The sequence below is a fragment of the Actinophytocola sp. genome, assembly GCF_050699935.1.
In the GTDB taxonomy this organism is placed as follows: Bacteria; Actinomycetota; Actinomycetes; order Mycobacteriales; family Pseudonocardiaceae; genus Actinophytocola.
The window spans coordinates 37,636-62,666 of sequence record NZ_JBOHGB010000026.1 but is presented as its reverse complement, the minus strand read 5'-3'; the positions used below and the strand labels follow the sequence as shown (position 1 = coordinate 62,666).

Annotated in this window: 23 protein-coding genes and 2 pseudogenes; 8 read left to right on the top strand and 17 right to left on the bottom strand. The window is 69.9% G+C overall.

Annotated features, from left to right (window positions below):
* Positions 1-218: 218 nt before the first annotated feature.
* Together ACRDTB_RS12030 and ACRDTB_RS12025 are read left to right on the top strand one after the other, a co-directional pair.
* A pseudogene (locus ACRDTB_RS12030) lies at positions 219-591 on the top strand (ArsR/SmtB family transcription factor).
* A gap of 86 nt (positions 592-677) precedes the next feature.
* Positions 678-884, top strand: coding sequence for a hypothetical protein (locus ACRDTB_RS12025; RefSeq protein WP_431430193.1), 207 nt, complete (start codon positions 678-680; stop codon positions 882-884).
* A gap of 175 nt (positions 885-1,059) precedes the next feature.
* On the opposite strand, the gene ACRDTB_RS12020 is transcribed toward ACRDTB_RS12025, so the two are convergent.
* Complete coding sequence (locus tag ACRDTB_RS12020) at positions 1,060-1,329, bottom strand: DUF1876 domain-containing protein (RefSeq protein ID WP_431430192.1); 270 nt, start codon at positions 1,327-1,329, stop codon at positions 1,060-1,062.
* Between the two features lie 305 nt (positions 1,330-1,634).
* Between ACRDTB_RS12020 and ACRDTB_RS12015 the strand changes: the two genes are divergently transcribed.
* The gene (locus tag ACRDTB_RS12015) at positions 1,635-2,849 is read left to right on the top strand and encodes a DUF1906 domain-containing protein (RefSeq protein WP_431430191.1); all 1,215 of its coding nucleotides are present in this window, start codon (positions 1,635-1,637) and stop codon (positions 2,847-2,849) included.
* A gap of 77 nt (positions 2,850-2,926) precedes the next feature.
* Here ACRDTB_RS12015 and ACRDTB_RS12010 read toward each other — a convergent pair whose 3' ends face one another.
* From ACRDTB_RS12010 to ACRDTB_RS11980, 7 genes and pseudogenes are all read right to left on the bottom strand, one after another.
* Positions 2,927-3,067, bottom strand: coding sequence for a hypothetical protein (locus tag ACRDTB_RS12010; RefSeq protein ID WP_431430190.1), 141 nt, complete (start codon positions 3,065-3,067; stop codon positions 2,927-2,929).
* 338 nt (positions 3,068-3,405) lie between these two features.
* A complete protein-coding gene (locus tag ACRDTB_RS12005) occupies positions 3,406-4,326 on the bottom strand; it encodes a hypothetical protein (RefSeq protein ID WP_431430189.1) in 921 nt (306 codons plus the stop codon).
* Positions 4,323-5,738, bottom strand: coding sequence for a phenylacetate--CoA ligase family protein (locus ACRDTB_RS12000; protein WP_431430188.1), 1,416 nt, complete (start codon positions 5,736-5,738; stop codon positions 4,323-4,325). The genes ACRDTB_RS12005 and ACRDTB_RS12000 overlap by 4 nt, the downstream gene beginning before the upstream one ends.
* A 269-nt stretch (positions 5,739-6,007) precedes the next feature.
* Complete coding sequence (locus tag ACRDTB_RS11995; protein ID WP_431430187.1) at positions 6,008-6,526, bottom strand: hypothetical protein; 519 nt, start codon at positions 6,524-6,526, stop codon at positions 6,008-6,010.
* A 275-nt stretch (positions 6,527-6,801) separates the two neighbouring features.
* Positions 6,802-6,912, bottom strand: a pseudogene (locus ACRDTB_RS11990) (hypothetical protein); the annotation flags it as partial.
* Between the two features lie 25 nt (positions 6,913-6,937).
* Positions 6,938-8,371: an MFS transporter gene (locus ACRDTB_RS11985; protein WP_431430185.1), complete on the bottom strand. Its 1,434-nt coding sequence runs from the start codon at positions 8,369-8,371 to the stop codon at positions 6,938-6,940.
* A gap of 102 nt (positions 8,372-8,473) precedes the next feature.
* Positions 8,474-10,003, bottom strand: a complete 1,530-nt coding sequence (locus ACRDTB_RS11980) for a flavin-containing monooxygenase (protein ID WP_431430184.1) — start codon at positions 10,001-10,003, stop codon at positions 8,474-8,476.
* Positions 10,004-10,150: 147 nt separating this feature from the next.
* On the opposite strand from ACRDTB_RS11980, the gene ACRDTB_RS11975 reads away from it, so the two are divergent.
* From ACRDTB_RS11975 to ACRDTB_RS11960, 4 genes are all read left to right on the top strand, one after another.
* On the top strand, positions 10,151-11,650 hold the full coding sequence (locus tag ACRDTB_RS11975; RefSeq protein ID WP_431430183.1) for a flavin-containing monooxygenase: 1,500 nt from the start codon (positions 10,151-10,153) through the stop codon (positions 11,648-11,650).
* 17 nt (positions 11,651-11,667) lie between these two features.
* Positions 11,668-12,531 (top strand): SDR family NAD(P)-dependent oxidoreductase, encoded by an 864-nt coding sequence (locus ACRDTB_RS11970; RefSeq protein ID WP_431430182.1) that lies wholly within the window; start codon positions 11,668-11,670, stop codon positions 12,529-12,531.
* Positions 12,528-13,430 (top strand): alpha/beta hydrolase fold domain-containing protein, encoded by a 903-nt coding sequence (locus ACRDTB_RS11965; protein WP_431430181.1) that lies wholly within the window; start codon positions 12,528-12,530, stop codon positions 13,428-13,430. The genes ACRDTB_RS11970 and ACRDTB_RS11965 overlap by 4 nt, the downstream gene beginning before the upstream one ends.
* 212 nt (positions 13,431-13,642) lie before the next feature.
* The gene (locus tag ACRDTB_RS11960; RefSeq protein ID WP_431430180.1) at positions 13,643-15,205 is read left to right on the top strand and encodes a helix-turn-helix transcriptional regulator; all 1,563 of its coding nucleotides are present in this window, start codon (positions 13,643-13,645) and stop codon (positions 15,203-15,205) included.
* On the opposite strand, the gene ACRDTB_RS11955 is transcribed toward ACRDTB_RS11960, so the two are convergent.
* Entirely contained in the window at positions 15,206-15,826 is a 621-nt protein-coding gene (locus tag ACRDTB_RS11955) for a TetR/AcrR family transcriptional regulator (protein WP_431430179.1), read from the bottom strand.
* A gap of 266 nt (positions 15,827-16,092) precedes the next feature.
* On the opposite strand from ACRDTB_RS11955, the gene ACRDTB_RS11950 reads away from it, so the two are divergent.
* Positions 16,093-16,911 carry an AfsR/SARP family transcriptional regulator gene (locus ACRDTB_RS11950; protein WP_431430178.1) on the top strand — a complete coding sequence of 273 codons (819 nt, stop codon included), beginning with the start codon at positions 16,093-16,095 and terminating at the stop codon, positions 16,909-16,911.
* A 43-nt stretch (positions 16,912-16,954) separates the two neighbouring features.
* Here the strand turns inward: ACRDTB_RS11950 and ACRDTB_RS11945 are convergent, their stop codons facing one another.
* The 8 genes from ACRDTB_RS11945 to ACRDTB_RS11910 are packed head-to-tail and all read right to left on the bottom strand — an operon-like array spanning position 16,955 to position 25,028.
* Positions 16,955-17,641 carry an SGNH/GDSL hydrolase family protein gene (locus tag ACRDTB_RS11945; protein ID WP_431430177.1) on the bottom strand — a complete coding sequence of 229 codons (687 nt, stop codon included), beginning with the start codon at positions 17,639-17,641 and terminating at the stop codon, positions 16,955-16,957.
* Between the two features lie 46 nt (positions 17,642-17,687).
* Entirely contained in the window at positions 17,688-19,190 is a 1,503-nt protein-coding gene (locus ACRDTB_RS11940) for an MmgE/PrpD family protein (RefSeq protein ID WP_431430176.1), read from the bottom strand.
* 9 nt (positions 19,191-19,199) lie between these two features.
* Entirely contained in the window at positions 19,200-19,739 is a 540-nt protein-coding gene (locus tag ACRDTB_RS11935) for a flavin reductase family protein (RefSeq protein ID WP_431430174.1), read from the bottom strand.
* Entirely contained in the window at positions 19,733-20,686 is a 954-nt protein-coding gene (locus tag ACRDTB_RS11930) for a diacylglycerol/lipid kinase family protein (RefSeq protein ID WP_431430173.1), read from the bottom strand. The genes ACRDTB_RS11935 and ACRDTB_RS11930 overlap by 7 nt, the downstream gene beginning before the upstream one ends.
* Positions 20,687-20,698: 12 nt before the next feature.
* The gene (locus ACRDTB_RS11925; RefSeq protein ID WP_431430172.1) at positions 20,699-22,063 is read right to left on the bottom strand and encodes a cytochrome P450; all 1,365 of its coding nucleotides are present in this window, start codon (positions 22,061-22,063) and stop codon (positions 20,699-20,701) included.
* A complete protein-coding gene (locus tag ACRDTB_RS11920; protein WP_431430171.1) occupies positions 22,050-23,369 on the bottom strand; it encodes an NAD(P)/FAD-dependent oxidoreductase in 1,320 nt (439 codons plus the stop codon). The genes ACRDTB_RS11925 and ACRDTB_RS11920 overlap by 14 nt, the downstream gene beginning before the upstream one ends.
* Positions 23,360-24,526, bottom strand: a complete 1,167-nt coding sequence (locus tag ACRDTB_RS11915; RefSeq protein ID WP_431430170.1) for a flavin-containing monooxygenase — start codon at positions 24,524-24,526, stop codon at positions 23,360-23,362. The genes ACRDTB_RS11920 and ACRDTB_RS11915 overlap by 10 nt, the downstream gene beginning before the upstream one ends.
* A 25-nt stretch (positions 24,527-24,551) precedes the next feature.
* The gene (locus ACRDTB_RS11910) at positions 24,552-25,028 is read right to left on the bottom strand and encodes a hypothetical protein (protein WP_431430169.1); all 477 of its coding nucleotides are present in this window, start codon (positions 25,026-25,028) and stop codon (positions 24,552-24,554) included.
* Positions 25,029-25,031: the final 3 nt, after the last annotated feature.

Here is a 25,031-nt window from a genome sequence, read left to right as displayed (position 1 = left end):
GCGCCAGGTGGACGATGCGGTGGAAGCCCGTGATCAACGCGTTCGCCATCACGTTCGGTGACCGCTGGCCGGGAGCCGAAACCTACTGATCAACAACGCCGGAAACACCGATCATGGGATAGACCCGTGTGGTGTCCCCGGTCCGGGCAGGGCGAGCAGGGAGGGTCGGGACATGACGAGCAGTGGCGGTCCGAGGCATGGACGCGAGGGGAGCGCCGGTGAGTAGGCCCCTTTATCAGCTGAAGGCGGAGTTCTTCAAGACGCTGGGGCATCGCGCAGATTCGCGTGCTGGAGTTGTTGAGCGAGCGTGAGCACGCGGTGGCGGAGATGCTGCCCGAGGTGAGGGTGGAGCCGGAGAACCTGTCGCAGCAGCTTGCGGTGTTGCGGCGGGCGGGGTTGGTGACCACTCGCAAGGAGGGCTCGGTCGTCTTCTATGCGTTGATCAGTCCCCAGGTCGCCGAGATGTTGGCGGTAGCGCGGAAGATCCTCACCGAGTTGTTGTCCGGTCAGGTGGAGTTGCTGGCCGACCTGAAGACCCCCGTGTCGTCGTCCTCGCGCCGAGGCCCGGGCACGGCCGCGCCGGCGGACTGAGCCCCAGGCCTTCCAAGGGGCGACCAGCATGCGACCCGGCACTTGCAAAGTTGCTTAACTGCGCAGTGCCTGCCGGAGAAACGGGGATGATGAGCCAGTTCAGGACGACCTTGCGTAACCGGATCGACGATGTCCGGCAGGCGATCACCGAGGCCCGGCAGGCCGGCGACGGCTACGCGGCATCCCTGCATCACGCCCGGCTCGAGGACCTGCTCCACCTGGCGGCCCGCAACGACGTGGACACCTCCCGCACGGTCGAGACCACCGTGACGGAACCCGCCGATCCCCGGTGACGTCCGCGGGCAGGCGATCCGGGACCTCAGCAACATGTTCACCTCGACCACGCCGTCGATGTGACGGGTCATCCGCTCGACGAGGTCGAGCCGGCTCGGCAGCGCTCACACACCAGCCACGTGCGTCCTCGCGTCTCATGATCGTCACCTCGATCGCGGTACCCGAGGTATCCGGCTACTCCGTCAGATCGGCTGGGACGTGGGTCACGGCCTCGATGTCCGCGGCCGTCGCCTCCAGGAGCCGGTGCGCCAGGTCGCTCAACGCCCGCGCCGTGGCGAGCTCGGCACCGATCTCCGGAACGTTCGTGTCCGCCGGGTTGAGCCGGGCGAGCCCGACGCCGACGAATTCGGTGTCGTCGCGACCGTGCAGGCGGGCCGTGGCACGCGTGCGGTTCTGGTGCTCGTCGATGTGGACGTCGATCGTCCAGTGCTTGCCTTCCATCATCGTCACTCCTTCGGCCAGGTGGTGAACCCATGTGCGCCTTCGGCGCAGGGGTACCCACACCGGCGACGTTCATCTCGCGACCGGGCCGTGCCCGCTGTGAGCTGCCAGGAAGGACGCCGGAAGGCCGGATCATCCGGATTTGTTCGCGGTCGGCCGATAGGGCAGTAGTTAACTAGATCTGCGCGAGACTGGTGAAATATTGACAGTGTGTACAGGCGTCTGAGATCCTGCGCCAGGACATACCCCTATATCTAGGAGCGCTGTCCATGTCACGACGGTCCAAGCAGCTGCTCGTCGCGATATCCGTGGGGGCGGGGCTGGCAGGCGGAGCGGTGATCCCTCCCGCGATGGCCGATTCCGATACGCGGACGGTCAATTATCACGGTTACGAGGTCGACGTTCCCGTTTCGTGGCGGGTGGTGGATTTGGACGCCGATCCCGGTGTCTGCGTTCGCTTCGACTCCCCGGCCGTGTACCTGGGCACTCCCGGTGAGGTTTCCGACTGCCCGGCCGACATTTCCGGGGGACGCACGGCTGGGCTGGTGATCTCACCGCTGGACGCGAAGTCCGCGGCCATGGCCACCGCCGACACCGCGACGGCCACGACCGAAACCGGGGCCGCGAAGGCCAAGTCCGTCAATGACCGCATTCAGGTGGCCGTGGAGGACGCCGGGGTGCTGGTGTCGGCCGCCCACAACTCGCAGACCGAGGATCGGGTGCGTGCCGTCCTGGATTCGGCGCGGCTGGGCGAAGGCGCCAAGACCGCGAAGCTGAGCTCCTTCGACACCGCGGCCGCCAAGGCGGAAGCGGCTCCGATCGTGGCTCCCGGGACACTGAACGACGAGGCCTTCGACACCTGCACCGCCCAGAGTCAGTCGACGATGGATGCGTGGCGGGAGTCGCCGTACCAGGCCGTCGGCATCTACACCAGCGGCGTCAACCGTGCCTGCGGTCAGGACCTGCTGACCCCGGAGTGGGTGAGCACGCAGTACGCCAACGGCTGGCAGTTCATCGTCATCCACCACGGCCTGGAGGCGCCGTGTAACCCGCGCTACGACGAGGTGTTCTCGACCGACCCGGCCACCGCCAGGCAGCAGGGCGTCGACGAGGCCAATGCCGCTGTCGCGGCGGCGACCGCGCTGGGCTTCGGTCCGGGCAGCGCCATCTACGTCGACATCGAGGCTTATGACGGGTGCACCGAAGCCGTGATGTCCTTCGTGTCCGGATGGGCCGAAGGGCTGAATGCGGCCGGTTGGCTGTCCGGCATGTACTCCAGTGGCGCGTCCGGCGTGGCCGATCTGTGTTCCAACTACAACAACGACCAGTACACGATGCCCGATCACCTGTGGTTCGCTTGGTGGAACGGCCAGGCCGACACCGATTCCGGTCAGTACTGCTCCGCCGACTACTTCACGGGCGGGCGTCGCCTCCACCAGTACGTCGGGGACACCTCCGAAACCCACGGTGGAGTCACGGTCAACATCGACCGCGACTTCCTGGACGTCAAGGCCGCGGCCTGAGCAATCCGCTGCCGGCGGGTGAGGTTGCGGCGCGGGTGCGGCCCGCGTGAAACGAGGGTGGCCGTCCCAGGTGACGATCACCGCTCGTTGCCCGCGCGTAGCCAGGCCACGTAGTCGGCGACGGCGCGCTCGGTGTCATAGTCGGGGCGGTAGCCGGTGTCCTGCTGGAGTCTGGTGATGTCGAGGTAACTCTGTTGGCCGGGCTCGCCGGTGGGCACTCGACCCGGGCATCCGGGACGACCTTCTTGATGGCGGTGATGACCTCGGCACGTCGATCGAGTCCTGTGTGGACACGGACCGCAACGGGGAGGAGTCGCGGCAAGGGGCCGCACGTGATCAGGCGATCTCACTGCCCAACCTGACCTCAGGTTCGCCTTACCCGCCGGCCTGGACGCCAGTCCCTCGGCCGAATCCCGTGGAACGAGCGGCTCCACGTGTTCCAGCAGCCGGTCGAAAACGGCGCCAGCTCGGCACGTAGGGCCGTCACCGTTCGATCGGGAACCACCGCCGGCTGGTCCAGAAGTCCACTGTGGATAGTAAGGCGCGGTCGCGGCGTTCAGGACACCTCGCCGACCGGCGCCGCGTTCGGCCGGGGTGCCGCTACCGCGCGGGCAGCCGTGGCAGGGCCGGCGTGTGCGGCGAGGAACTCGACCATGCGGCGTTCCGGGCCGCGCCGGCGCAGCCAGAGGTAGCCGGCGAACGCGGCCGGGCCGAAGAAGACCTGCGCGGGCACCAGGCTCGGTGCCGTGCCGACCAGCGCCTCGACCACCACGGGGACCGAGCCCGGCACGACCGCCCCGAACACCACCACCAGGACCAGCGCGAGCCGCATGCCCACCGCGCCGTACGCCTTGTACGCCGCGGTCGTGAACAGGGAGTACGCGAGCAGGTCGCCCATCCCGACCACACCACCCAGCTCGCCGATCCGCAGCCCCGCCGACGGTGCGAACGGGTAGCCCTGGATCGCCTGTGCCAGCTCCTGGGTGAGCGGGAGGACGGTCGCGAACACCAGGTCGTAGACCGCGAGGAAGAGCACGAACCAGGCGATGTTCTTCAGTCGCACCCCGCCCTGGACGTTGAGGTTCGTCGCCGAGATCACGATCAGGCCCACGACCGCGCTGTTGGCGAGCCAGTACACGGGCGAGTCACCGCCCAGCACGAGGTGGCTGGTGAGGTCGACGGCCAGCAGCCCGAGGATGAGCGCCCAGCGTGCCCGGGTGTCGCGGACCACCGGCTGGTAGCCGACCGTCAGGCCGCCGGCGAAGACCAGCGCCAGCAGCGTGGGGAGCACCACGCCGGGCAACGCCAGGTAGAAGTAGGGCAGCGCGAGGACGAACCCCATCATCACGACGATGTCCCGGCCGTTGAACACCCCGACCGGCGGCCGCTGTACCCGCACCCGCCGCAGGTACCAGACCGCGCCGAGCGGCACCAGCAAGGCGTAGCCGAGGATGACGGCCACCAGCGACCAGGTCATGACGCCTCCCGCACGAACGTCTTCTCGCGCAGGTCGCACCGCAGCGGGCAGAGCCGGCGGGCGGCCCGCGGGTCGAGGTCTACCACCTCGGCGGTGGCGGCGACCCCGCGTGCGGCGAGCGCGTCGACCACGTCGCGCTCACGCAGCCGGCCGGACGCCACGGTCACGTGCACCCGGCCGTCCCGCACCTCCGTCCGGTGCCGGACCGGCCACTCGGCACCCGGCAGGCCGTCGAGCACCTCGACGACCTCGCGCGGGGTGTGGACGCCGGAGCACGCGCGAAGCAGCCTGCTCTCCTTGCCGAGGATCTCCGACACCGCGGGCACCGCGGCCAGCTCGCAGTCCAGCTCGTCGGGCAGCGCGCGGACGACGTCGCGGGTGTCGTACCGGAACACCGGCATGCACTCGCGGTAGGGGAAGTACGGCGTGACCGCCAGCGTGCCGAGCTCGCCGGGTGCCGCGGGTTCGCCGGTGCCCAGCGCGAGCACCTCGGCGAAGCCCATGTTCGGGTCGAGGTGCAGGTGGCGCTGACCGCACGTGCGGCCGCCGACCGGCAGCAGCTCGGTCACCCCGTAGGTGTCGTTGATCCGCTCCACCCCGAAGGTGGCGCGGCTGGCCTCGGCGAGTGCGGGGGAGAACACCTCGCCGCCGACGTAGAGCGCGCGCAGGTCGAAGTCGGCGGGGCTGAGCCCGCGCCGCCGGGCGGCCGTGACCAGCTCGCCGATGTAGCTGGGATAGCCGTTGAGGATGGTGGGCCGGCCGGCGCCGGGGTCCAGCAGGTGGTCGAGCGACTCGTCGGGCGGAACCTGGCCGACCACCCTGCTGGACGCGTTGGCCAGCCGCAGCATGTCGATGTCCTCCTGCACCGCGGCGGTGGCGCGGGAGCTGATGTTGATCTGCATGCAGTCGCCGGGCCGGACCTCGCCACGCAGCAGCATCGACAGCGCGATGAGCGCGGGCCACAGCTCGACCTCGTAGCGAGACAGCCACACCTGGCCCGGACGGCCGGTGGTACCGGTGGTCTGGGTGATGATCTGCGGGCGGCCGCAGAGGAAGTCGCGCTGGCGGCTCACCAGGTCCGCCTTCACGGTGACGGGGACGCGCGGCATCGTCGCCGGGGTCAGCTCGCCCGGATCGACCCCGGCCCGCTCGAACCGTTCCCGGTAGAACACCGAACGGTCGGCCAGCCGCCGGGCGGTGCGCTGGATGGCGCGGGTCTGCAGGTCCAGCCGGTCGTCCGGGTCGGCGAACGGCCCGTCGACCAGCTGGTCGACGTCGGCACCCGGCTCACCGAACTCGTCCAAAGTGGCCAGCGCGTCGTCCACCAACCGGCGTACGTTGCGGACGGACAGCGGGCGTCCCGTGATCATGGCGATAGCGACCCGTACCTGCCGGACCGCGGTCTCCAGCATTTTCGGGGCCTCCCGCATGAAATGGGCAGGGCGCGAGGACGTTCCCTCGCGACCCTGCCTACTACTCAGTATCGAATCACGAAGCGCCGCAGGTGGCGAAGAACACCGCGGTCATCGCGCCGAGCACATAACGAACCTGCTTCAGACTCCTCTTGACTGGCGCCATGAAAAGCTCCCTTCCAATCTGGGGCGAGCTGACGCAATGATTCTCGGCTACGCCGACGGCCGGTCAAGCGTGCATTCGGACGGACCAGATGCCACCACTCGTCTCAGCATTTCCGAGTGGGTCGAGAAATTGTCACCGACGGTATTCGCATTGTCCAAGAATGCGAAGTCCGACGCGGACCGTGGCGGCCCGCGTCAGCCCGGTTCGGCCAGCCGGGACCGGACGCCGGCGGCTTCCGGCTCGCCCAGTTCGTCGTCGATGGCCAGCGCGTCCCGCCAGGCCGGCGGGCTCTGGCCGCGTCGCCCCGCTCGCGATGGGCGGCGCCGCGGCCGTCGTAGGCGCGCCCTGCTCGTACCGGTCCGGTGCGGCGGCGGTGGGTCAGCCCGAGGTCGTGCTCGCGGATCGCCTGGTCCGGTTCGCCGAGCAGCGGCCGGGTGGCACCGAGGTGGTCGAGGGCGTGCGGCTCGTCGCCGAGTTCGCCGATGTCCCGGCGCAGGATGAGGGACCGCTGGTCGTCGCGTGCGTGCGCGGGGCCGAGCCGGGCGCTGTGCTCCTGCCGCAGCGCGAGCGCCCGGCGGTGGCAGTCCACGGACTCGGTGTGTCGCCGCATCCGGCGGTACACCGAGCCCAGGGTCTGCGCCTCGCTGAGGAGTCGCCGAGCCGCACCGCCCGCTCGATGTGCTCGGTGGCGACCTCGAACCGGCCGTGCGGGCGTGCACCGCGGACAGGTTGGTCAGGGAGCCCGCGTGCGCGGCCCAGTTGCCGGCGTGCCGGGCTGCGGTCAGCGCCTGCTCGTGCACCATCGAGGTGCCCAGCAGAAGGCACCCAGCACGCTGGAGCCGAACAGGAGCGAGTGGCCGCCAGGAAGTCGTTGTCGGCGAACCCTTCCACGGCCCAGGTGCCGGTCGTCTCGATGACGCCGGTGTGCACCGGCCCGGCGACCATCACGAACAGGCCCATGAAGAAGGCCAGGGTGGGCCACTCGACCTCGCGCAGGACGTCACCGACGTCAGCGCGCCGGTGTCACCGCGACCTACCCACGCGTGCGGGGAAGCGAAAACACCAGCACCGCCGCGATCCCGGCGATCACGAATGTCCCCAACGAGGACATCGCGAACGCGAATCCGGCCATCTCGACCCGGCTCCCATCGGCGGCGTCGAAGGAGCGGAAGAACACCGCCCCGATGATCGCGACCCCCACCGCGCCACCCACCTGCTGGGCCGTGGACAGTGCGCCCGAGGCCATCCCCACTGTCTCCGGCACGATCCGGCCGAGGACCGTGTTCAGCAGCGGGGTGATGAGCAGACCGCCGCCGACACTCTGCACCATCAGTGTCGGGATCACCAGCTGCGGCGTCAGCTCGGGGCCCGCCAGCAGGACGACGGCCGTCGTCAGGTAGCCGGCGGCCAGCACGATCGCACCCACCTCGAGAACCCGGCGCCCGTACTTCGGGACGATCCGGCCCGCGACCATGCTGAACACGAAGAACGTCGCGGCCGCGGGCGTGTATACCAGGCCCGCGCCGAGAGCGGACATGCCGAGCCCTTCCTGCATCGCGATCGACAGCGCCAGGTAGTAGCTGCTCAGCAAGGCGTACACCGCGAGCACCAGCACGATCCCGAGTGAGAACGACCGCTGCTGGAAAAGCGACAATGTCAGCAGCGGGTCACCGCCGCGCCGACCGACGGCCCGCTCGATGGCCACGAACACGGCGAACGCGACCACGCTGGCCGCGAGGCACACCCACGCCCACCACGGCCACCCCGCCTCGCGGCCCTGGATGAGCGGGAAGGTCAGAAGGAACAAGGCCGTGCTCAACGACACGACACCGGGAACGTCGAGTCTGCGCGCGCTCTCCAGCCGGGACTCCGGGACGAGGCGGAACGAGAGCAGGATCGTCACCAACCCGATGGGAACGTTGACCCAGAACACCGAGCGCCAGCCCGACCCGAACAGGTCGGCGCCGATCAGCAGGCCGCCGACGAGCTGACCGCTGATGGTGGCCATGCCGATGACGACGCCGAGCACGCCGAACACCCGGTGCCTGCCCTCTTGCGACACCACGAGGGTGATCACCGCGAACACCTGCGGCACCATCAACGCCGCACCGAGCCCCTGCACCGTGCGCGCGAGGATGAGCACCCCGGGGTCGGGCGCCAGCGCGCAGGCGATGGACGCGACCGTGAACAGGCCGGTGCCCGCGACGAACACCCGACGCCTGCCGTGGAGGTCGGCGAGGCGACCGCCGGTGATCATGAAGACCGCGTAGCTGAGCTGGTAACTCGCGAGCACCCACTGCAACGCACCGTCCGAGGCGCCGAGATCGGCCTGGATGGCCGGTCCGGCGACGACGACGATGAACGAGTCGAGGATCGCCATGAACATGCCGACCATGACGATCGACACCGTCGGCCACGGGACCGCACCGGCGGACGGCGGCGCCGACGACTCCTGCGCTCTGGTCACGACGGAGGTCCTTTCTCCCGGCACCGGACGACGGAAGTCGGAGGCGCAACGGTAAACATACGATCGACCGTATTAATACCATACGCCGCCGGACCATCTGCCTCACTGGCGAACGGTCAGCACATCGGAGACCAGCTCACGGGTGGCCGCGTTCGAGAGGGTGAAGGCCCGCGCGTCGGGTTGCCGGGTGGCTCGCCGGTAACCCGTGCCGGTGCCCGGCCACGACTGGCGGTTGTGCCCGGTGTGGTCGAGGAACCAGCTGTCGCAGCCACCCGAGTTCCAGACCGACTTGGCTAGCTTCGCGTGGATGCCGGCGTTGAAGGAGCGCTGCACGTCGGCACGGACCTCCATGCGGGTGGCGCGGCGCGACTTCATCAGCCGGAGACAGTCCACGATGTAGCGGATCTGGTTCTCGATCACGAAGAGGATCGACTGGGCGCCGCCGCCCGAGTTCGGTCCCATGATCAGGAACATGTTGGGAAACCGCGAGACCGTCATGCCGAGGTACGCCGTCATGCCGTCCCGCCAGGCGTCCTGGATGGTCTCGCCCGCAAGGCCGGAGATGCGCTCGTCCGCGAACCGGGTGCCGGTGGTGAAGCCGGTGCCCAGGATCACGACGTCGGCCTCGTGGTGCGCTCCGTCGACCGTCTGGATCCCCGTTTCGGTGAAGGACTCGATGCGGGAGGTGGTCAGGTCGACGTTGGGGCGCATCAGTGCGGGTAGGTAGTCGTTCGTCAGCAGGATGCGCTTGCACCCGATGGTGTATGAGGGTTCCAACTTGGCCCGCAACTCCGGGTCCGGGACCTGCTTTTCCAGCATCCGCCTGGACGCGGCCGCCAGTGGCTTGAGGAACCTCGGGTTCAGGAACGCCAGCACCGGCACCTCGTGCGTCCAGTAGGCCAGCATCCGGTAGAGGCGTTGGGTGAAGGGCAGGGCGGCGAACATCCGGTGCTCGAACGCGCTCAGCGGGCGGTCGGCCTTGGGCAGCAGCCAGTGCGCGTTGCGCTGGAAGACGACCACCTCGCGCGCGGTCCTGGCGATCTCCGGGATGAACTGCACCGCGCTGGCGCCGGTGCCGATCACGGCGATCCGCTTGCCCGCCAGGTCGACCGAGTGGTCCCAGTCTGCCGAGTGGAACACGGTGCCCGCGTACCGCTCGACGCCCGGGAAGTCGGGGACGTTGGGCTTGTGGAGCACCCCGCTGGCCAGGACCACGATGCGCGGGCGGAACTCCTGACCGGAACGGGTGTGCACCACCCACCGGTCGGTGACCTCGTCGAACCGGAAAGACACGGCCTCGCAGCCGTACCTGATGTACCGCTCCAGGTCGTGTTCCTTGACCACCCGCTTGATGTAGTCGAGGATCTCCGGCTGGCCCGAGTACAGCCTGCTCCACGACCGGTTGGGCGCGAACGAGTAGGAGTACATCGGGCTGGCGACGTCGCAGGCGCACCCCGGGTAGGTGTTCTCCCGCCACGTACCGCCAACCCCGTCGGACTTCTCCAGCACGACGAAGTCGGGCTGGCCCGCCTCACGCAGCCGCACCGCCATGCCCAGCCCCCCGAACCCCGCTCCCACGATCAGCACGTCCGGCGACTCGACGGGACCCGTTTCGGTCGGCGTGGCTGTCATCTGACGCGCTCCTCACCTGGTGCCGGCTACTCGGTGACCATGATGGCGGCCACTCCTGAAACGGCTCTGTCCTTCGGTGCCCGCGCGGTTCAGGACGACGTCAGAACGGTCTGGGACAGTCCGAGTCGACGACCGATCCCGCCCCGGATGGAGATCGACCTTGTGAGCGATGCCCAGTCCCCGCAGGCCATCCGACACGTGGGCGTCGCAGTGATCGGCGGCGGCCTCGCGGGCCTCGCCGCCGCGATCCGCTTCCGTGAACGCGGCTGGCAGGACTTCCTCGTCCTGGAACGCGGCGACCGCGTCGGCGGCACATGGCGGGACAACACCTACCCCGGCGCCGCCTGCGATGTGCCGTCGCACCTGTACTCGTACTCGTTCGCACTGAACCCGGGGTGGACGCGGTCGTTCTCCCGGCAGCCGGAGATCCAGCGCTACATCGAGGACGTGGCGGACCGATACCGCGTGCGCGACAAGCACCTGTTCGACTGCGAGGTGCTGGGTGCGACCTGGCTGGCCGACGAGGCCAGGTGGGAGCTGAAGACGAGCAAGGGCCTGATCACCTCGGACGTCATGGTGGGTGCGTTCGGCGCGCTGTGCGAGCCGTCGCTGCCCGACATCAAGGGCATCAATTCCTTCGCCGGGCACATCTGCCACTCGGCCCGCTGGGACCACGACGTGGACCTGGCCGGCAAGCGGGTCGCGGTCATCGGCACCGGCGCGTCAGCCGTCCAGATCGTCCCGGCGATCGCGGACATCGTCGGCAGGCTGGACGTGTACCAACGGACCGCGCCGTGGATACTGCCCCGGCTGGACCGCAGGTACACCGCGCCGGAACGGTTCGCGTTCCGGCACGTGCCCGGCTACCAGCGGCTCGCCCGCGCCGTCGTCTACTGGGCGCACGAGGCGCAGGCGGTGGGCCTGACCCGCCTGCCGCTGCTGATGAAGCCGATGGAACTGCTTGCCAGGGCCAAGTTGCGACGCGAGGTGCCCGACCCGGCCTTGCGGCGGCGGCTGCGACCGGACTACACGATCGGCTGCAAGCGCATCCTGCTGTCCAACGACTACCTGCCCACGTTCAGCAGGAGCAACGTGCGCCTGGTGACCGACGGCATCGCCGAGGTGCGCGAGAACGCGATCGTCACCTCGGACAACGAGGTGCACGAGGTCGACGTCATCGTGCTGGCCACCGGCTTCCACGTGACCGACTCCCCGACCTACCGCAAGATCGTCGGGGAGAACGGGCGCAGCCTCGGCGACGTGTTCGACGACGTGGGCAGGCAGTGCTACCGGGGCACTGCGATCGCCGGTTTTCCCAACATGTTCCTACTGGTCGGCCCGAACACCGGACTCGGCCACAACTCGATGATCTACATGATCGAGGCGCAGGTGAACTACCTGATGGACGCGATCGCCACGTTCCGGCGCGGCGGCTACCGCACGGTGGAGGTGCGGCGGGAGGCGCAGGAGCGCTACGCGCGGACACTCCGGCGCAGGTTGTCGCGCAGCGTGTGGAACACCGGCGGCTGCACCAGCTGGTACGTCGACAAGCACGGGGCGAACACCACGATTTGGCCCGGCCTGTCCTACGAGTTCGGCCGGATGACCAGATCGTTCGACGCCGACGCGTTCCACCTGTCGACCTGACCGCGGATGGGGAGCACATGGCTGTGAAGCAGGACGATGACGTGTTCGTGAACAAGGTCGCGGTCATCACCGGCGCCGCGTCGGGCATCGGCCGGGCACTCGCCCTCGAACTGGCCGGCCGCGGTACCCGGCTCGCGCTGTCCGACGTGGACCTGGACGGGGTCGAGGCGACCGCGATGCGCTGCGAGTCCCGCGGTGCCGAGGTGGTCGCCAACCGGCTCGACGTCACCGAGCGCGCGGCCGTACGGGCGTACGCCGACGAGGTGCGGGCGCGGTTCGGCACGGTCAACCAGCTCTACAACAACGCGGGCATCGCGTTCTACGGCGAGGTCGACCGCCAGGACACGAAGGACATCGAGCGGGTGCTCGACGTCAACTTCTGGGGTGTGGTGGCCTCGACCACGGCGTTCCTCCCGCACCTGATCGCCTCCGGTGACGGGCACGTCATCACCGTGTCCAGTCTGTTCGGCCTGATCACGTTCCCCGGGCAGAGCGCGTACAACGCGTCGAAGTTCGCCGTGCGGGGGTTCACCGAGGCGCTGCGGCAGGAGATGCTGGTGGGCCGGTACCCGGTGTGGGTGACGTGCGTGCACCCGGGCGGTGTCAAGACCGCGGTGGCACGCAACGCCGCTGCCGCCGAGGGACTGGACGCCGCGTCCATCGCCAGGGCGTTCGACCGCAAACTCGCGTTGCACAGTCCGGAGATGGCGGCCCGCACCATCGTCAACGGCGTGCGGCGGCGCCGGGCACGCGTGCTGATCGGGGCGGAGGCCAAGGCGCTCGACCGGCTGGCCCGGCTCACCCCGACGGGGTCCCAGCGGTTCGGCGCGCTGTTGTCCCGCATGGTGGCGATCGCGCCCCGGCCGGGGAGCAGGCGGTGAGGGTGCCGACGCTGCCGCTGCCGCTGGCGCGGGCGATGGTGCATCCCTTCTACCGCATGGTCTTCCGCCCGGACCTGCCGTGGCGGGTGCAACGCGCGCTGCTGAACGGGGCCGCCCGCTTCCAGCCGCTGCCGGCCGGCACGGTCCGTCGCAACCTCGTGCTGGGCGACCGGGACGCGGAGCACGTCGAGGTGGACCGGGGCAGCGGCCCCGGCGTGGTCTTGTACCTGCACGGCGGCGGGTTCACCGTCGGCTCGATCGCCACGCACCGGTCACTGGCGGCGCACCTCGCCCGCGACACCCGCCGCCCGGTCTACCTGGCCGACTACCGACTGTCCCCGGAGCACCGCTGCCCGGCGGCCGTGGTGGACGCCGTCGCCGCCTTCCTGGCGTTGGTGCGCCGGGAAGGCCACGCACCGGGGGCGATCGCGCTCGCGGGCGACTCCGCGGGCGGGGGCATCGCGCTGGCGGCGGCGCAGTGGCTGATCCGCGACCATGGGATGACGCCCGCCGCGCTCGTCCTGATCTCGCCGTGGGCCAACCCGGCACTCGTCGCCGAACGGCACCGCGACGTGGTGGTCAACCGGGCGTGGGGATTCGCGTGCGCGAGCGCGTACCTGGGCGACGGCGACGAACGGGACTGGCGGTACGCACCGGCGCTCGGCGCGCTGGGCGGGCTGCCACCGACCTACGTGTACGCCGCCGAGCGGGAGATGCTGCGTGACCAGATCGTCGACTTGGCGGTCGGGTTGCGGCGGTCCGGGACGGCAGTGCGTTACGTGGAGAGCACACGCCTGTGGCATGCGGCGCAGGCGCAGGCCGGCATCGTGCGGCAGGCGGCGGACTCGGTGCGCGACATCGCGCGCTTTCTCGGTTCCCGCTGGTCCGCCGTGGAGTGATCTCCTCGTACGTCCCTTGAATTTTCTTCGCACCGCATTCGCGTGGTCAAACCGCGGTAAAGTAACTCACGCGGATTGGCAATCCGACGGACGGGTGAACGCGTACCACGATCCGCGCAGGACGGCGCTGCATCGGCGGATGACGGATACGAACTCGTGTGTTTTACTGGATCGGCAGGGGAGGAGTACCACGTTCACCAGGGGGCTTACCGGTGCTGGGTAGATCGGACGACAAAAAGGGCATACCGAACGTCATCACCGCCGCCGGTGAAATCACCCCCGCGTCACTCAGTGACGTCCTCTATCTCATTGCCACCCATTACACTGAAGTAATTGCATCGGAAACCATGCAGAAGCTCGGCTGCGCCAACATCGCCTTCGTCAGGGGCGCGATCGGGACCGCGCTACACCTTGTCAACGAGGCGCTGCAGGAACTGAAGCCGGGCAGCGCAGCCCACGCCGACGCCCGCGCCTTCCGCTTCTTCCTGCGCACGATGACGACCGAAAATCCACTCCGTTCGATGCGCCAGGACATCGAATCCGCACACGACGAAAGTGGCTCGGTGCAGATTGTCGCCCTGTGCGCCGAGGCCAACGAGTTCTGGCATTCCGGGAATTTGTTCAAAGGATTGTGGCTGAATCAATCCGCCTTTCAGTACGCCCACGACGCACCTACAATCTGGCAATTGTACACGGGGATGCTGCTCGCCAAGAAGCTCACCGACATTCATATTTCCAACCAAGCGACCAGGATAGTCGGCGAACTGCGGGGGATGATTGAGACGGCCGGGCTCCATGTTTTCAGCTCGATACCGGAGGCGTTGTCCTCGGTACTCCACCTGCAGGCCGGAGAACTCGACCGAGCCGCCGAGACCGCGACAGCCGCGATCGACACCGCACGGCAACGGGACACGGTGATCGGCGTCTCGGCGTCCCTGTCGGTGTCGGCGCTGGCGCACCTGGGTCAAGGCGAGTTCGAGCGGGCCGCGGCCGACCTGGCGGCCTACCACGCGCAGCCACCGGACTACGCGCTGCCGGACTCCGTCGCGCGGGCGGCGGTCGCGGAGGTCGCCCTGCTGTCGCTGCGAAACGGCGCACGGGTGGCGGCCGACCGGATGTGGCAGGTGTGGTCGCGCCTCGCCCCGGCGTCGGCGTGCTTCGTGGAGGACCTGACTCGACCCGCGTGGCTCGTGACGGTCGCGCTGCACGCGGGTGACACGAAGCTGGCCGAACGTGTGCTGGCCACGGTCCGGCGCCTCGCCGCAGCCAACCCGGGTGTGCACCTGCTGGCGAAGGCCGTCGAGCACGCCGACAGCGCATTCGCGGGCGAACACCCGGATCTCTCACCCGTCCTGGACTTCGAGGCAGTCCACCGACAACGCCGCATGTCCCGCCAGGACGGGACCACGCAGTCACCGGCGAGCCCGCTCCCGGTCGTGGACGCCAACGGCGTCCGCGCGCACAACTCGCGCCGGAGCAGGGTCGGCAGGAGGAACGGACCGCCCCCGGGCCCGACGTCGGAGCGATTATCGGCGCTGAGCCAGCGAGAGAAGGAGATCGCCCGCCTCGTCGGCCAGGGTATGACGAACCAACAGGTGGCCAACCACCTCGGGGTGTCACCGCACACCGTCAACTTCCACCTGCGGAGCATCTTCCGCAAACTCGCCATCTCGACTCGCGTCAACCTGGGGCAGCTGATCACGCAGATCGACTGGGAGATAGACCACGCGGACCCGCCGCCGGAGACTCGCGCACACAGTGCGCCTGCAGGGTGATCAGCAGGCGGTCAGCAGTGTGTCGGCGATCCGCCGGATGTTGTCGATCGCGTCCGTGTTGCCCACACGCAGCGCGGTGTTGGCCGCGCACAGCACCGCGTCCAGGAGGAACGCCGTGACGCGGGGATCGGTGTCGGGTATCTCGCCCGCGGCGACCGCGTGGCGGAGCTCGCCGGCGAGCAGGTCGAGCCACTCCTGCTGGTCGCGGAACAGTGCGTCCCGGACCGGCCCCGGCCTGCTGTCGTAGTCGGCGAGGTTGGCCACGCGGAAGCAGCCGCCCTCGAACAGCGGGGCCTCCGCGTAGACGATCCAGTGCTCGATCAGCGCGCGGAGCCGGGCGACGCCGTGGGTCGCGGTACGAGCCGGGCGAACCACGGCGTCGACGAACATCTCCCGCGCGTGACCGACCGTCGCCAACTGAAGCGCTTCCTTGGTCTTGAACAACGTCTGCACCCCGGCCTTGCTCATCCCGGTGTCCGCAGCCAGCTTGCCGAAGCTCAGCCCCGCGAGCCCCTCGACGGACGCCACGTCGACAGCCCGGCGCAGGACGATGTGACGGGTGCGGACGCCACGCAGAAGGCGCTTGTCCGTGGTTCCCGTCCCACCCGCCGCGACGTACATACGGTCGAGTATATGCGCGCTTCCGGCGTACCGCGCGATTCTGTGCGGAGCGCGTGAGAATTCGCCGCCGAGTCGATCATCGGAGCGCACGATGATTCATTTCCCGAACCTGCGGCACGTGCAGATCTCGTTGCCGAATCGCCCGCACGCATCTCCCGCCACCGGTGGGCACCTACCCGATCGAGTAGGTGTCGAGCCGCGACCCCACGTGGGTAAAGTTGGCGGCGGCAACGTCGGAGACTCTGTCCGGTAATCCCATCGTCTCCGTGAACCTGACCGAAGCGCTAGTCGACCGACAAGCAGAGGAAAGCATGGTCGTTGCAGACATCGGTATTCTCGGACCACTCCGGATCACGTTCGCCAATGATGAGCACGTACTCAGCGGTGCAAAACTGCGCAGTATTCTCGCGATTCTCGCGTACCGCGCGGGAGACGAGGTCAGGCGTGATGAGCTGATCGAGGAACTCGACCTCGTCCGCACGACGAACAACGCCGTCAACGCCCTACACGCGCACGTCGTCCGATTACGGCGCTGGCTCCAGCCCCACGGCGCCAGGCGCGGGCTCCTGAAGACGGTCAACTCCGGCTACCGGCTGAATCTCGACCGCAGCGGCGTCGACGCACACCGCTTCGCCGACCTGGTCCGGCGAGCGCTGAACCTCGCACCAGGCACACCGTCGGTGGTGGCCACCATCCTGGAGGAGGCTCTCGCGCTGTGGCGGGGCGACGCGCTGCAGGACACGCTCGACGGGCCCCTGGTCGCCGCAGCGGCCGACGAACTGCACCAATTGCGCTCCGCAGCGCGTGAAACGTTGATCGACGCATGGGTCTCGCTCGGTCACAACCAGAAGGTCGCACTCAACGCGCGTAGGTTCATGGCCGATGACCCGCTCAACGAGTCCATTCGAACACGACATGTGGTCGCACTACGCCGAATGGGGCGCCATGCCGAGGCGATCGAGTCGTACAAGACCGCGGAACGCACGCTGCACCGTGAGCTGGGAGTGGCGCCCGGCCGCGAATTGCGGGCCGCCGCGGCCGATATCGTGCGTGCACCCACCACCCAGCTCACGACGACGCGCTAAAGACCGCGCGGCCGGTTGACCGGCGGAACACTCGCCCACCACCTCACACCCGGGCATTGTCGTTGTCGAGCAGGTGAGCCAGCCCCCGCGCCACTTCCGTGGCCATCACGGCCTGACCGGAGGTGGAGAAATGGATGCGATCCGCGCTGAGCAAATCGTCCCGGTCGTTGACCGGGTGGTCGTACATGTCCACGACGACGGCGCCGTAGGCGGCGGCCAGTGCCCGGGTGATGTCGTTGAGCCTGGTGACGCGCTCGGTCCAGTCCGGGAAGACGGGCACCACGTAGGCCCGCCCCAGGGTGAACGTCGTGAGCTGCGCCCCGGTGCCCGACGCCACGTCGTACATCCGGCGCAGCGCGGCCTCGATCGCGGCGAAGTCCGGCTCACGGCGCACGATGTCGTTGGCGCCACAGGGCACGTGCAGCAGGTCGGGTGCGAACTCCAGGATCCGGTCCTGCTGTCGCGCGAGCGTTTCCTCGGTGGTCGAGCCGATCTCGGCGGTGTTGAGGTAGGCAAGGCCGGGCACAATCAGCCGCAGGACGGCCGCCACCCGATCGGCCCAGCCGAGGTCGACGTACCCCGGCGACGCGTCACCGGTGCCCGCGGAGAGACTGTCACCGAACACGCCGAACCGCCGCCACGGCGCGGCGCGCAGCAGTCCGGCGGCGTCTTCGGTGGACAAGCAGAAGGGGTCGTTTTCCTCTGCCGCGAAGGTCGATGTCACCGTCATCCTTAAAGTGTACGTTCGGTCGTATGTATACGACAAGGTGCGGCCGTCAGCGCACAGCGAGCGCCTCGGTGAGTACGGCCGCGGTTGCCGGCGGGTCAAGCTCGTCGACGTGCTCCAGCGCCGTCAGCACGGCCGCGGAGCCACCGGTGGCCAGGAACTTCTCCCGGACGATGGCAGGGTGGTCGCGACGGGTGGCGGGCCCCGCCTGGCCGATCGCGGAGTCCGCCGCCTCGACGAGGACCCGGCCGTCCGCGAGCTCGACCACCACTCGGGCGCCGATGGCCATCGTGGCCTGGTCGAACGTCTCCTCCGGCCCACCGAGGCCGTCCAGCAGCCCGCGGGCGTCGTCACCGCACCACGCGAGCAGGTCCGACCACGCCAGCGCCCTCTCGCCCGCCTGGCGCAGAGCCGCGCCCAGTGGTGAGGTCGCGCGCGCCATCCGCAGGGACAGGTCCCAGTCGTGTTCGACGGTGACCTTGTCGGCGAGCGCCCACCGACGCTCGTCCGCGATGCCGGCCGGGTCCAGGTCCACCGGGCCGAACGCGCCGTTCATCAACATGGTGGCGATGCCGTAGCCGACGGACAGGGTCGCGGCGGAGACGGTGGTGCGCGGACCGGCGAGGTCCCCGGCAACCTTGCGCTGCAACTGCCAGGTCAGCAGGTTCGCGTGTACGACGACGCGCTCGACCCGGTCCGGGTCCAGCCGGTCGTGTGCCCGGCACAGCCGCTCGGCGCAGTCGATGGCCGAGTGCAGGTAGGCACTGCCCGGAAAACGCTTGTAGGTCAACGTGTTCGTGTGCCATCGGGTGCCGAGGCCCGCTGTGACCACCTCCGGTAGCGGTACCTCCGACAGGTGCGCCAGCAGTCCCTCGTGGTGCTCCAGAACCGTGTCGGGGCCGCTCAGTCCGTGCCGGGCGGCATCGCACGCGTCCAGTGCCATGCGTACGGGCGCGGCCGCGCTGAGCGCCTTGAGGTCGCTGGTGACCACGCCGTGGTGCAGCGGTACGGCCAGGGTGCCCAGCGCGAGACCGAGCCCGGCGGTCCACTCGGGCAGCGACGCGCCACGGGCGTGCAGCCGAGCCACGGCGGCACTGGCCAGGTGCGTGTGCATGTTGGTCTGGCCACGGAAGAACACGCTCAGGATGGTGGCGGCCGTGATCCGCGAGGCGCACTCGGTGGCTGCGACGATCGTGGCCAGCAGGGCACGGCCGTCCAGACCGTTGCGACGGGCCTCCGTCACCGCGACGTTCACGGCACCGGCCGACGGGTGGCCGGCAAAGGCGACCTCGTCGAAGTCGAGCATGGTCGCCAGAGCGGCGAGCACATAGGCGGCGCGGGTCGGGTCGGACTGGGCGGGCGGGCCGAACGCGGCCACGATCCGCCGCCCGGCCGGGTGCCCAAGGGACGCGCGGACCGCCGCCAGGTTGGAGATGAGCTGGCTGCGTGCGGCCGCGATGGTGTCGCGCGGGATGTCGTCGTAGGTGACCTCGCGGGCCCACCGGGCGAGTGTGGTGCTCAGGGATGCGGCGAACGTCGTGGCTCGGGTCATCGTCGCCCGCTACGCCGTCGTGCGCACGGCGACGTGCGGACCGCCGAGCAGTTGGTAGGCGCGGTCGTGCCACAGCAGCGGCCTGCCCCGGCCGACGCGAACCGAGGTCAGCCGCCCGTACACCACCGAGTGGTCGCCCACCTCGGCGATCGAGTGCACGTCACACCACCCGGTCGCGAGCACGCCCGCGATCACCGGCGCGCCGCGGACCAGCCCCGTCTCGTAACCCAACTCGATGAAGCGGGTGCTGTCGCTGGGGGCACGACTGAACCTGTCGGCCAGGTCGGTCTGGTCGTCGGTGAGCAGGTGCACGGCGAAGCAGCCGGCGTGCTGGATCGCCGTCAAAGTGCGGGAGCCGTCCCGGACGCAGCACAGCAGGATCGGCGGGTCGAGGGACACGCTGGTCAGTGTGCTCACGGTGGTGCCGGACCAGCCGGACCGTCCGCACGCGGTGACCACGGCGACGCCCGCGGCGAGCATGCGGTAGTAGCTGAGGCACAACGTGTCGGTCAGGTCGGACTGGCTCGGGCGTGACGTGCCGGTCAGCACGGGCCGCGCCCCTGGAACCAGGGCTGTGGCTCCGGCAGCGTGAGCACGCGGAGCGCGGCCGGGAGCACACTGCTGGTGTATGCGGACGTCGCCCGCGGCATGACCTCACCGTCGTGCTCGAACAGGATGGGCTCACCGTCGGTGCGCTCGATGGTGATGCGGACTCCCCTGCCCCACCTGATGCCGGGCACGTCGTACACGCAGCCGTGCATGGCCGCTCGGGCGAACTGAGTCATGTCGGCGGCGGTGGTGACCAGCGTGACGTCCAGCAGCCCGTCGTCCAGCACGGACTCGGGCACGAGGTTGAGCAGACCGCCCCGGTAGCGGAACCCGCCGACGATCGTCTCCACGACGCCGCCCTCGTACAGCACCTCTCCGTCCACCACGACCCGCCCCGAATAGGGCTCGTAGGTCTCCATGGCGGCCAGGGCCGCGGCCATCAACAGCTCCCGTCCCGTCTCCGTCCTGCTCCTGGTGGCCACCAGGCTGGCGGCGAACAGGCCGCTGCCCGAGCCCAGCAGCATGATGTGCTCGTTCTCCTCGATGCGAGCGAGGTCGAGGCTGCGGACCGCGGCGCCGCCACGCAGTGCCACCCGGAGGACGTCCTCGAACGGGATGTCGTCCCACATGCCCCGGTAGCAGGAGTTGCCGGTGCCTGCCGGCGCGACCAGCAGCGGCGGCACCCCGACCACGCCGGACTCGACCGCACGGTACAGACCGGTGGCGACCTCGCCGACCGTGCCGTCCCCGCCGACGGCGACGACGAGGTCGGGCCGGGCGTCGCCGGCCGCGAACTTGTAGGCGATGTCGGCGGCCACACCGGACGCGGTGGTGCGGACGACGTCGACCTCGGCGGTGTCCGCCGCCGTCAGCGCGGCCACCGCACGGTCGCCGTCACCGCCCGCCGCGGGATTCACGATGGCGGTGACGCGGGAACGATCTGTCATGGCGAATCCCTCTCAGCCGAGCCTGCGGACGACGCGGACACGCGCCCCCTGCTTGGGGATCATGGTGATGGTGTGCATCCTGCTGCCCTCGTCGGCGGAGCCCACGGCCGCCAGGTCGACCGTGCGCAGGATCGCCGCGAGCACGGTCTCCACCTCGATCTGGGCGAACATCGCGCCGATGCACCGGCGCACGCCACCGCCGAAGGGAATCCACGCGTGGTGGGGCGGGTCGGGCTCCAGCCAGCGTTCCGGGCGGAACTGCCTGGCGTCGGGGCCCCAGATGCGCGCGTCGGTCTGCACGGCGCCAACGGACGGCAGCACGGCGACACCGGCAGGCAGGTGGTAGCCGCCCAGTTCGAGCGGCGCGGTGAGCCTGCGGGCGACGTTGTGGATCACCGGCCGGACCCGCAGGGCTTCCTTGAACACAGCCACGCGGTACGGGTCCTTCTGCCGGTCCAGTCCCTCCCGCACCCTGGCGAGGACCGTGGGCCTGCGCAACAGGCGCTCGAACAGCCAGGCGATGGCGACCGCCGTGGTCTCATGCCCGGCGACGAGCAGGGTCATCAACTCGTCGCGAATCACCTCGTCGTCGTCCTGGCCATCGAGGAACATCGACAGGGCGTCGGAACGCTGGTGCCGCCGCGGGTCGCGCCTGCGGTCGGCGATCTCGGCGTAGATCAGCTCGTCGGCGCGGTCGAGGTTGCGCACCACGTTCCGCCACGGCCACACCTTGCCCAGCTCGGGCCGGATCCACACCAGGATGTCCTTCAGACCGACCTCGGACACCTGCCGCAGCACCTTTCGCAGCTCGGCGGCCCGGTCGGGGTCGTCGATGCCGAGCACCAGCCGGATGATGATCTCCAGCGACAGCGCGTAGGACCGGTCCAGGAGCCGGAACGGCTCACCGACCGGCCAACCGGCGGCCTCCTGCTCGGCGATCTGGCGCATGTCGGCGGTGAGCGCGTTGACTCGCTCGTTGTGGAACGGCGGCATCATGCGCTTGCGCGCGGGCCGGTGCTCCGGCGCGTCGAGGGTGAGGATCGAGTGGCGACCGACGATCGGCACCAGCAGCGAGTTGCCCGCACCCGCGTGGAAGACCTCTGGGGCGCCCCGGAACACCTCCTTGATGAGGTCCGGATCGCGCAGGATGACGAACGGCCCACCGGGCTTGACCCGCAGCGTGACCATGTCGCCGTAGCGGTCGTGCATCTCCGGCAGGTAGTGCTGGCGCCCGCGCCGGAAGCGGATCGTCTGCCGCAGCACCGAGTCGCCGGGGCCGGGCGGCAGCCCGTCCAGCGGCCCCTCGACGGCGACGCTGCTGATCGTGGCGGACGAGCGCAGCCGCTGTCCCGCACTCGTGTGGTCACGGGTGACCATGGCGTTCCTCTCCCCTCGTTCGCGGGCCGGTCGGCCGGCGGCCGGCCGCGGTGGTCAGGTGCGCCAGGTAGCGGTCCAGCACCCGGTCGGCGAGCCGCCCTCGCGGCACCCACGGCGCCCCGGATCGCACCCAGGGCAGGGCGAAGGACAGCTCGTCCTTGTCGCCGTTGACGATCCAGCGCGCCAGGAACGCGCCGCTGTGCAGTGACACCGCGAGCCCGTGGCCGTTGCACCCGCCCGCGTAGTACCTGCTGCTGTCGCCGGGGTGGCGGCCGACGACGGGCAGGCCGTCGGTGGTCATGCCGACCGGCCCTGCCCAGGTGGCCTCGATCCGTGTCCCGGCCAGTGCCGGTGAGAGCGCGCGGACGGCCGCACGCAGCCTGCCGGGCGCGGGCGCGGCCGTCGCGGCCGTCCCGCCGCGGACCACTCCCCCGCCGACCACGAGCCTGCGGTCCTCGGTGAGCCGGTAGTAGGGGGACAGCTCGGCCGCCCCGATCAGCGGCTCGGTGCGCAGCCCGGCCACCTCGGCCAGGACCGCGTCCGGGAGCGGCTCGGTGACACCGGCCTGCACGGTGACGCCGACGACGCCGCGTGGCACGCCGAGGTCCGCGCCGAAGGCGTTCGTCCCGACGACGACGTTGTCCGCATGGATCTCGCCGCCGTCGGTGACCACGCTGGTGAGCAGGCCGCCGCGGATGCGCCGCACCCGGGTGCGCTCGTAGATCGTGAGTCCGCGCTTCTCCCCGGCACGCGCGAGCTGGGCGGTCAGTGCGGCCGGGTCGAGGGTCGCGGCAGGCGCGTAGCGCAGACCCGAGGCGAACCCGGCGGCGACCGGTGGCAGGTCATTCCCCGTGACCAGGGTGATCGGCAACCCGAGTGCGTGCGCCGCGGCCGCCTCCGCCTCCTGGGCGCGGGCCCCCGCCTCGTCGGCTGCGACGACGAGCTGGGAGCCCGGCACCAGGTCGCAGGCGATCTCGTACCGGCTCACCAGGTCCAGCGCGTGTCGGACGGCCGACACCGACCACAGGTACGCGGCGCGGGCGACGTCGTCGCCATGGCGCTTGCGGGTCCTGGTCAGTGCGGGGCCGACGCGGGGTCCGAGCAGGCCCGTGCCCCGCCCGCTCGCCCCCGCCCCGACGACCGCCGCGTCGACCACGGCGACCCGCAGGTCCGGGTCGAGCTCCAGGAGCTCGAGTGCCGCGGACAGACCGGTCAGACCCGCCCCCACGACAGCGACGTCGACCCGCCGGGTACCACGCAACCGCAGCCGCGCCTCGTCGGCGACGGCCCAGGGAGTCACCACCACCGCAACGCCTCCGCCAGCCGGGACCGGGACCGGCCCGAGATACCGCGGGCGATCGCCCACGCGTCGACCGACATGTCCGGCAGCTGGCCGGGCGGCAGCCGGTAGCCCTGGAAGTACAGGCCGGGGGCGTGCGGGAGGGTGTCGGCGCCGAACATCTTCGGGCGTCCGCCCCGCTCATTCAGCACGCCGAGGTGCCCGAGCAGGCCCTCCATGTCCGGCCGCTGACCGGTGGCGGCGATGACGACCTCCGGCTTGATGCTGACGTCGCCCTCCAGCAGCACCGACTTCCGGTCGAAGCCGGTCACCCCGCGCACGACCTCGATGGCGCCCTCGCGCACGGCCGGGATCAGACCGCGGTCGATGGCGCCGTAGGCGTGACCGATGCGTGCGGTGCCTGCCATGGTGCCCTCCACGGGCATGGCGATGCCGTACTCGCTCAGGTCGCCCCACTGCAACCGGTGCATCAACAGGCTCGCCCGGTTGACAAGCCAGTGCGGCACCGGGCCGTACTTGATCGCCTGGCTCAGCACCGAGGTCGTCCAGTGCAGCTTGAACAGCACGGGCATGTGGCGGATCGACAGGCGCACCCGCGACGCGCCCGCGCGGGCCAGCGCGACCGCGATGTCGATGCCGGTCGGCCCGCACCCGACGACCAGCACGTCCTTGCCGACATACGGGTCCGGGACGGTGTAGTCGCGGGCGTGCGTCAGCTCGCCCGCGAACTCCTCCCTGCCCGGCCAGTCCGGCATCCACGGCCTGCGGTGCAGCCCCGTGGCGACCACGACGTTCCTCGCGGACAGGTCACCGATCGAGGTGCGCACCACCCAGCCGTCACCTTCACGGTCGACGCGGTACACCTCGGTGCCGAACCGGATGTCCGGGTCGAGGACCCGCACGTACTTCTCCATGTACGTGATGAAGTCGTTCCGCATCGGCCACGGGCCGAACTCCGCCGTCAGCTTCATCCCGGGCAGGTGACTCAGCCGCCGCCAGGAGTTCATGCGCAGCGACGAGTAGTAGGTGTACCAACTGGAGCAGGCCACCTTCTCCCGGTCGAGGAGCAACGGGTCGAGACCCGCTTCCTTGAGGGTCCAGGCCACCGCGAGACCGCCTGGCCCCGCGCCGATGATCACAGGACGGTCGCTGCTGTGGGGCATGGGTGTTCCTCTCCTGCTGGCTGGATCAGATCCGTTCCGCGACCGGCGCGGGCTCGCCGCCGGTGTCCACGACCCGCCGGTCGAAGTCGACGAACGCGGGGATCGGGTGCGGCTCGAACGGCACGCTGAACGACTTCAGGAAGTTGCCGAAGATCGCCCGGTCACCGCACAGGTGGATCGGCACCGCGAGCATGGCCCACTGCAGCCCGTACAGGGCTCCCCACACACCCAGGACCACGGCGTGCGTGACGAAGCTGTGCATCACGTTGTAGAGCACGTAGTAGACCTTGGCGATGTCGCCGCCGGGCGTGCGACGGAAGGCGACCGCGCCGGGGAGGTAGCCGATCAAGTCGATGTAGGCGAACAGGAAGACGGCCACCACCCAGTCGATCTCCTGGAGGTGCCACAGGAACAGCGCCGAGCACACCACGAGCGCGACGGCGTACTCCGCGCGCAACAACCTCAGCGTGGTCCTGCTCTCGAAACGGTTCACCGTGTCCATCGC

What these genes read in the sequence shown, in the direction of transcription:
- ACRDTB_RS12025 (WP_431430193.1), top strand. Translation starts at nt 678, where the DNA reads ATGATGAGCCAGTTCAGGACGACCTTGCGTAACCGGATCGACGATGTC.
- ACRDTB_RS12020 (WP_431430192.1), bottom strand. Translation starts at nt 1,329, where the DNA reads ATGATGGAAGGCAAGCACTGGACGATCGACGTCCACATCGACGAGCAC.
- ACRDTB_RS12005 (WP_431430189.1), bottom strand. Translation starts at nt 4,326, where the DNA reads ATGACCTGGTCGCTGGTGGCCGTCATCCTCGGCTACGCCTTGCTGGTG.
- ACRDTB_RS12000 (WP_431430188.1), bottom strand. Translation starts at nt 5,738, where the DNA reads ATGCTGGAGACCGCGGTCCGGCAGGTACGGGTCGCTATCGCCATGATC.
- ACRDTB_RS11980 (WP_431430184.1), bottom strand. Translation starts at nt 10,003, where the DNA reads ATGACAGCCACGCCGACCGAAACGGGTCCCGTCGAGTCGCCGGACGTG.
- ACRDTB_RS11975 (WP_431430183.1), top strand. Translation starts at nt 10,151, where the DNA reads ATGGAGATCGACCTTGTGAGCGATGCCCAGTCCCCGCAGGCCATCCGA.
- ACRDTB_RS11970 (WP_431430182.1), top strand. Translation starts at nt 11,668, where the DNA reads ATGGCTGTGAAGCAGGACGATGACGTGTTCGTGAACAAGGTCGCGGTC.
- ACRDTB_RS11955 (WP_431430179.1), bottom strand. Translation starts at nt 15,826, where the DNA reads ATGTACGTCGCGGCGGGTGGGACGGGAACCACGGACAAGCGCCTTCTG.
- ACRDTB_RS11945 (WP_431430177.1), bottom strand. Translation starts at nt 17,641, where the DNA reads ATGACGGTGACATCGACCTTCGCGGCAGAGGAAAACGACCCCTTCTGC.
- ACRDTB_RS11940 (WP_431430176.1), bottom strand. Translation starts at nt 19,190, where the DNA reads ATGACCCGAGCCACGACGTTCGCCGCATCCCTGAGCACCACACTCGCC.
- ACRDTB_RS11930 (WP_431430173.1), bottom strand. Translation starts at nt 20,686, where the DNA reads ATGACAGATCGTTCCCGCGTCACCGCCATCGTGAATCCCGCGGCGGGC.
- ACRDTB_RS11925 (WP_431430172.1), bottom strand. Translation starts at nt 22,063, where the DNA reads ATGGTCACCCGTGACCACACGAGTGCGGGACAGCGGCTGCGCTCGTCC.
- ACRDTB_RS11915 (WP_431430170.1), bottom strand. Translation starts at nt 24,526, where the DNA reads ATGCCCCACAGCAGCGACCGTCCTGTGATCATCGGCGCGGGGCCAGGC.
- ACRDTB_RS11910 (WP_431430169.1), bottom strand. Translation starts at nt 25,028, where the DNA reads ATGGACACGGTGAACCGTTTCGAGAGCAGGACCACGCTGAGGTTGTTG.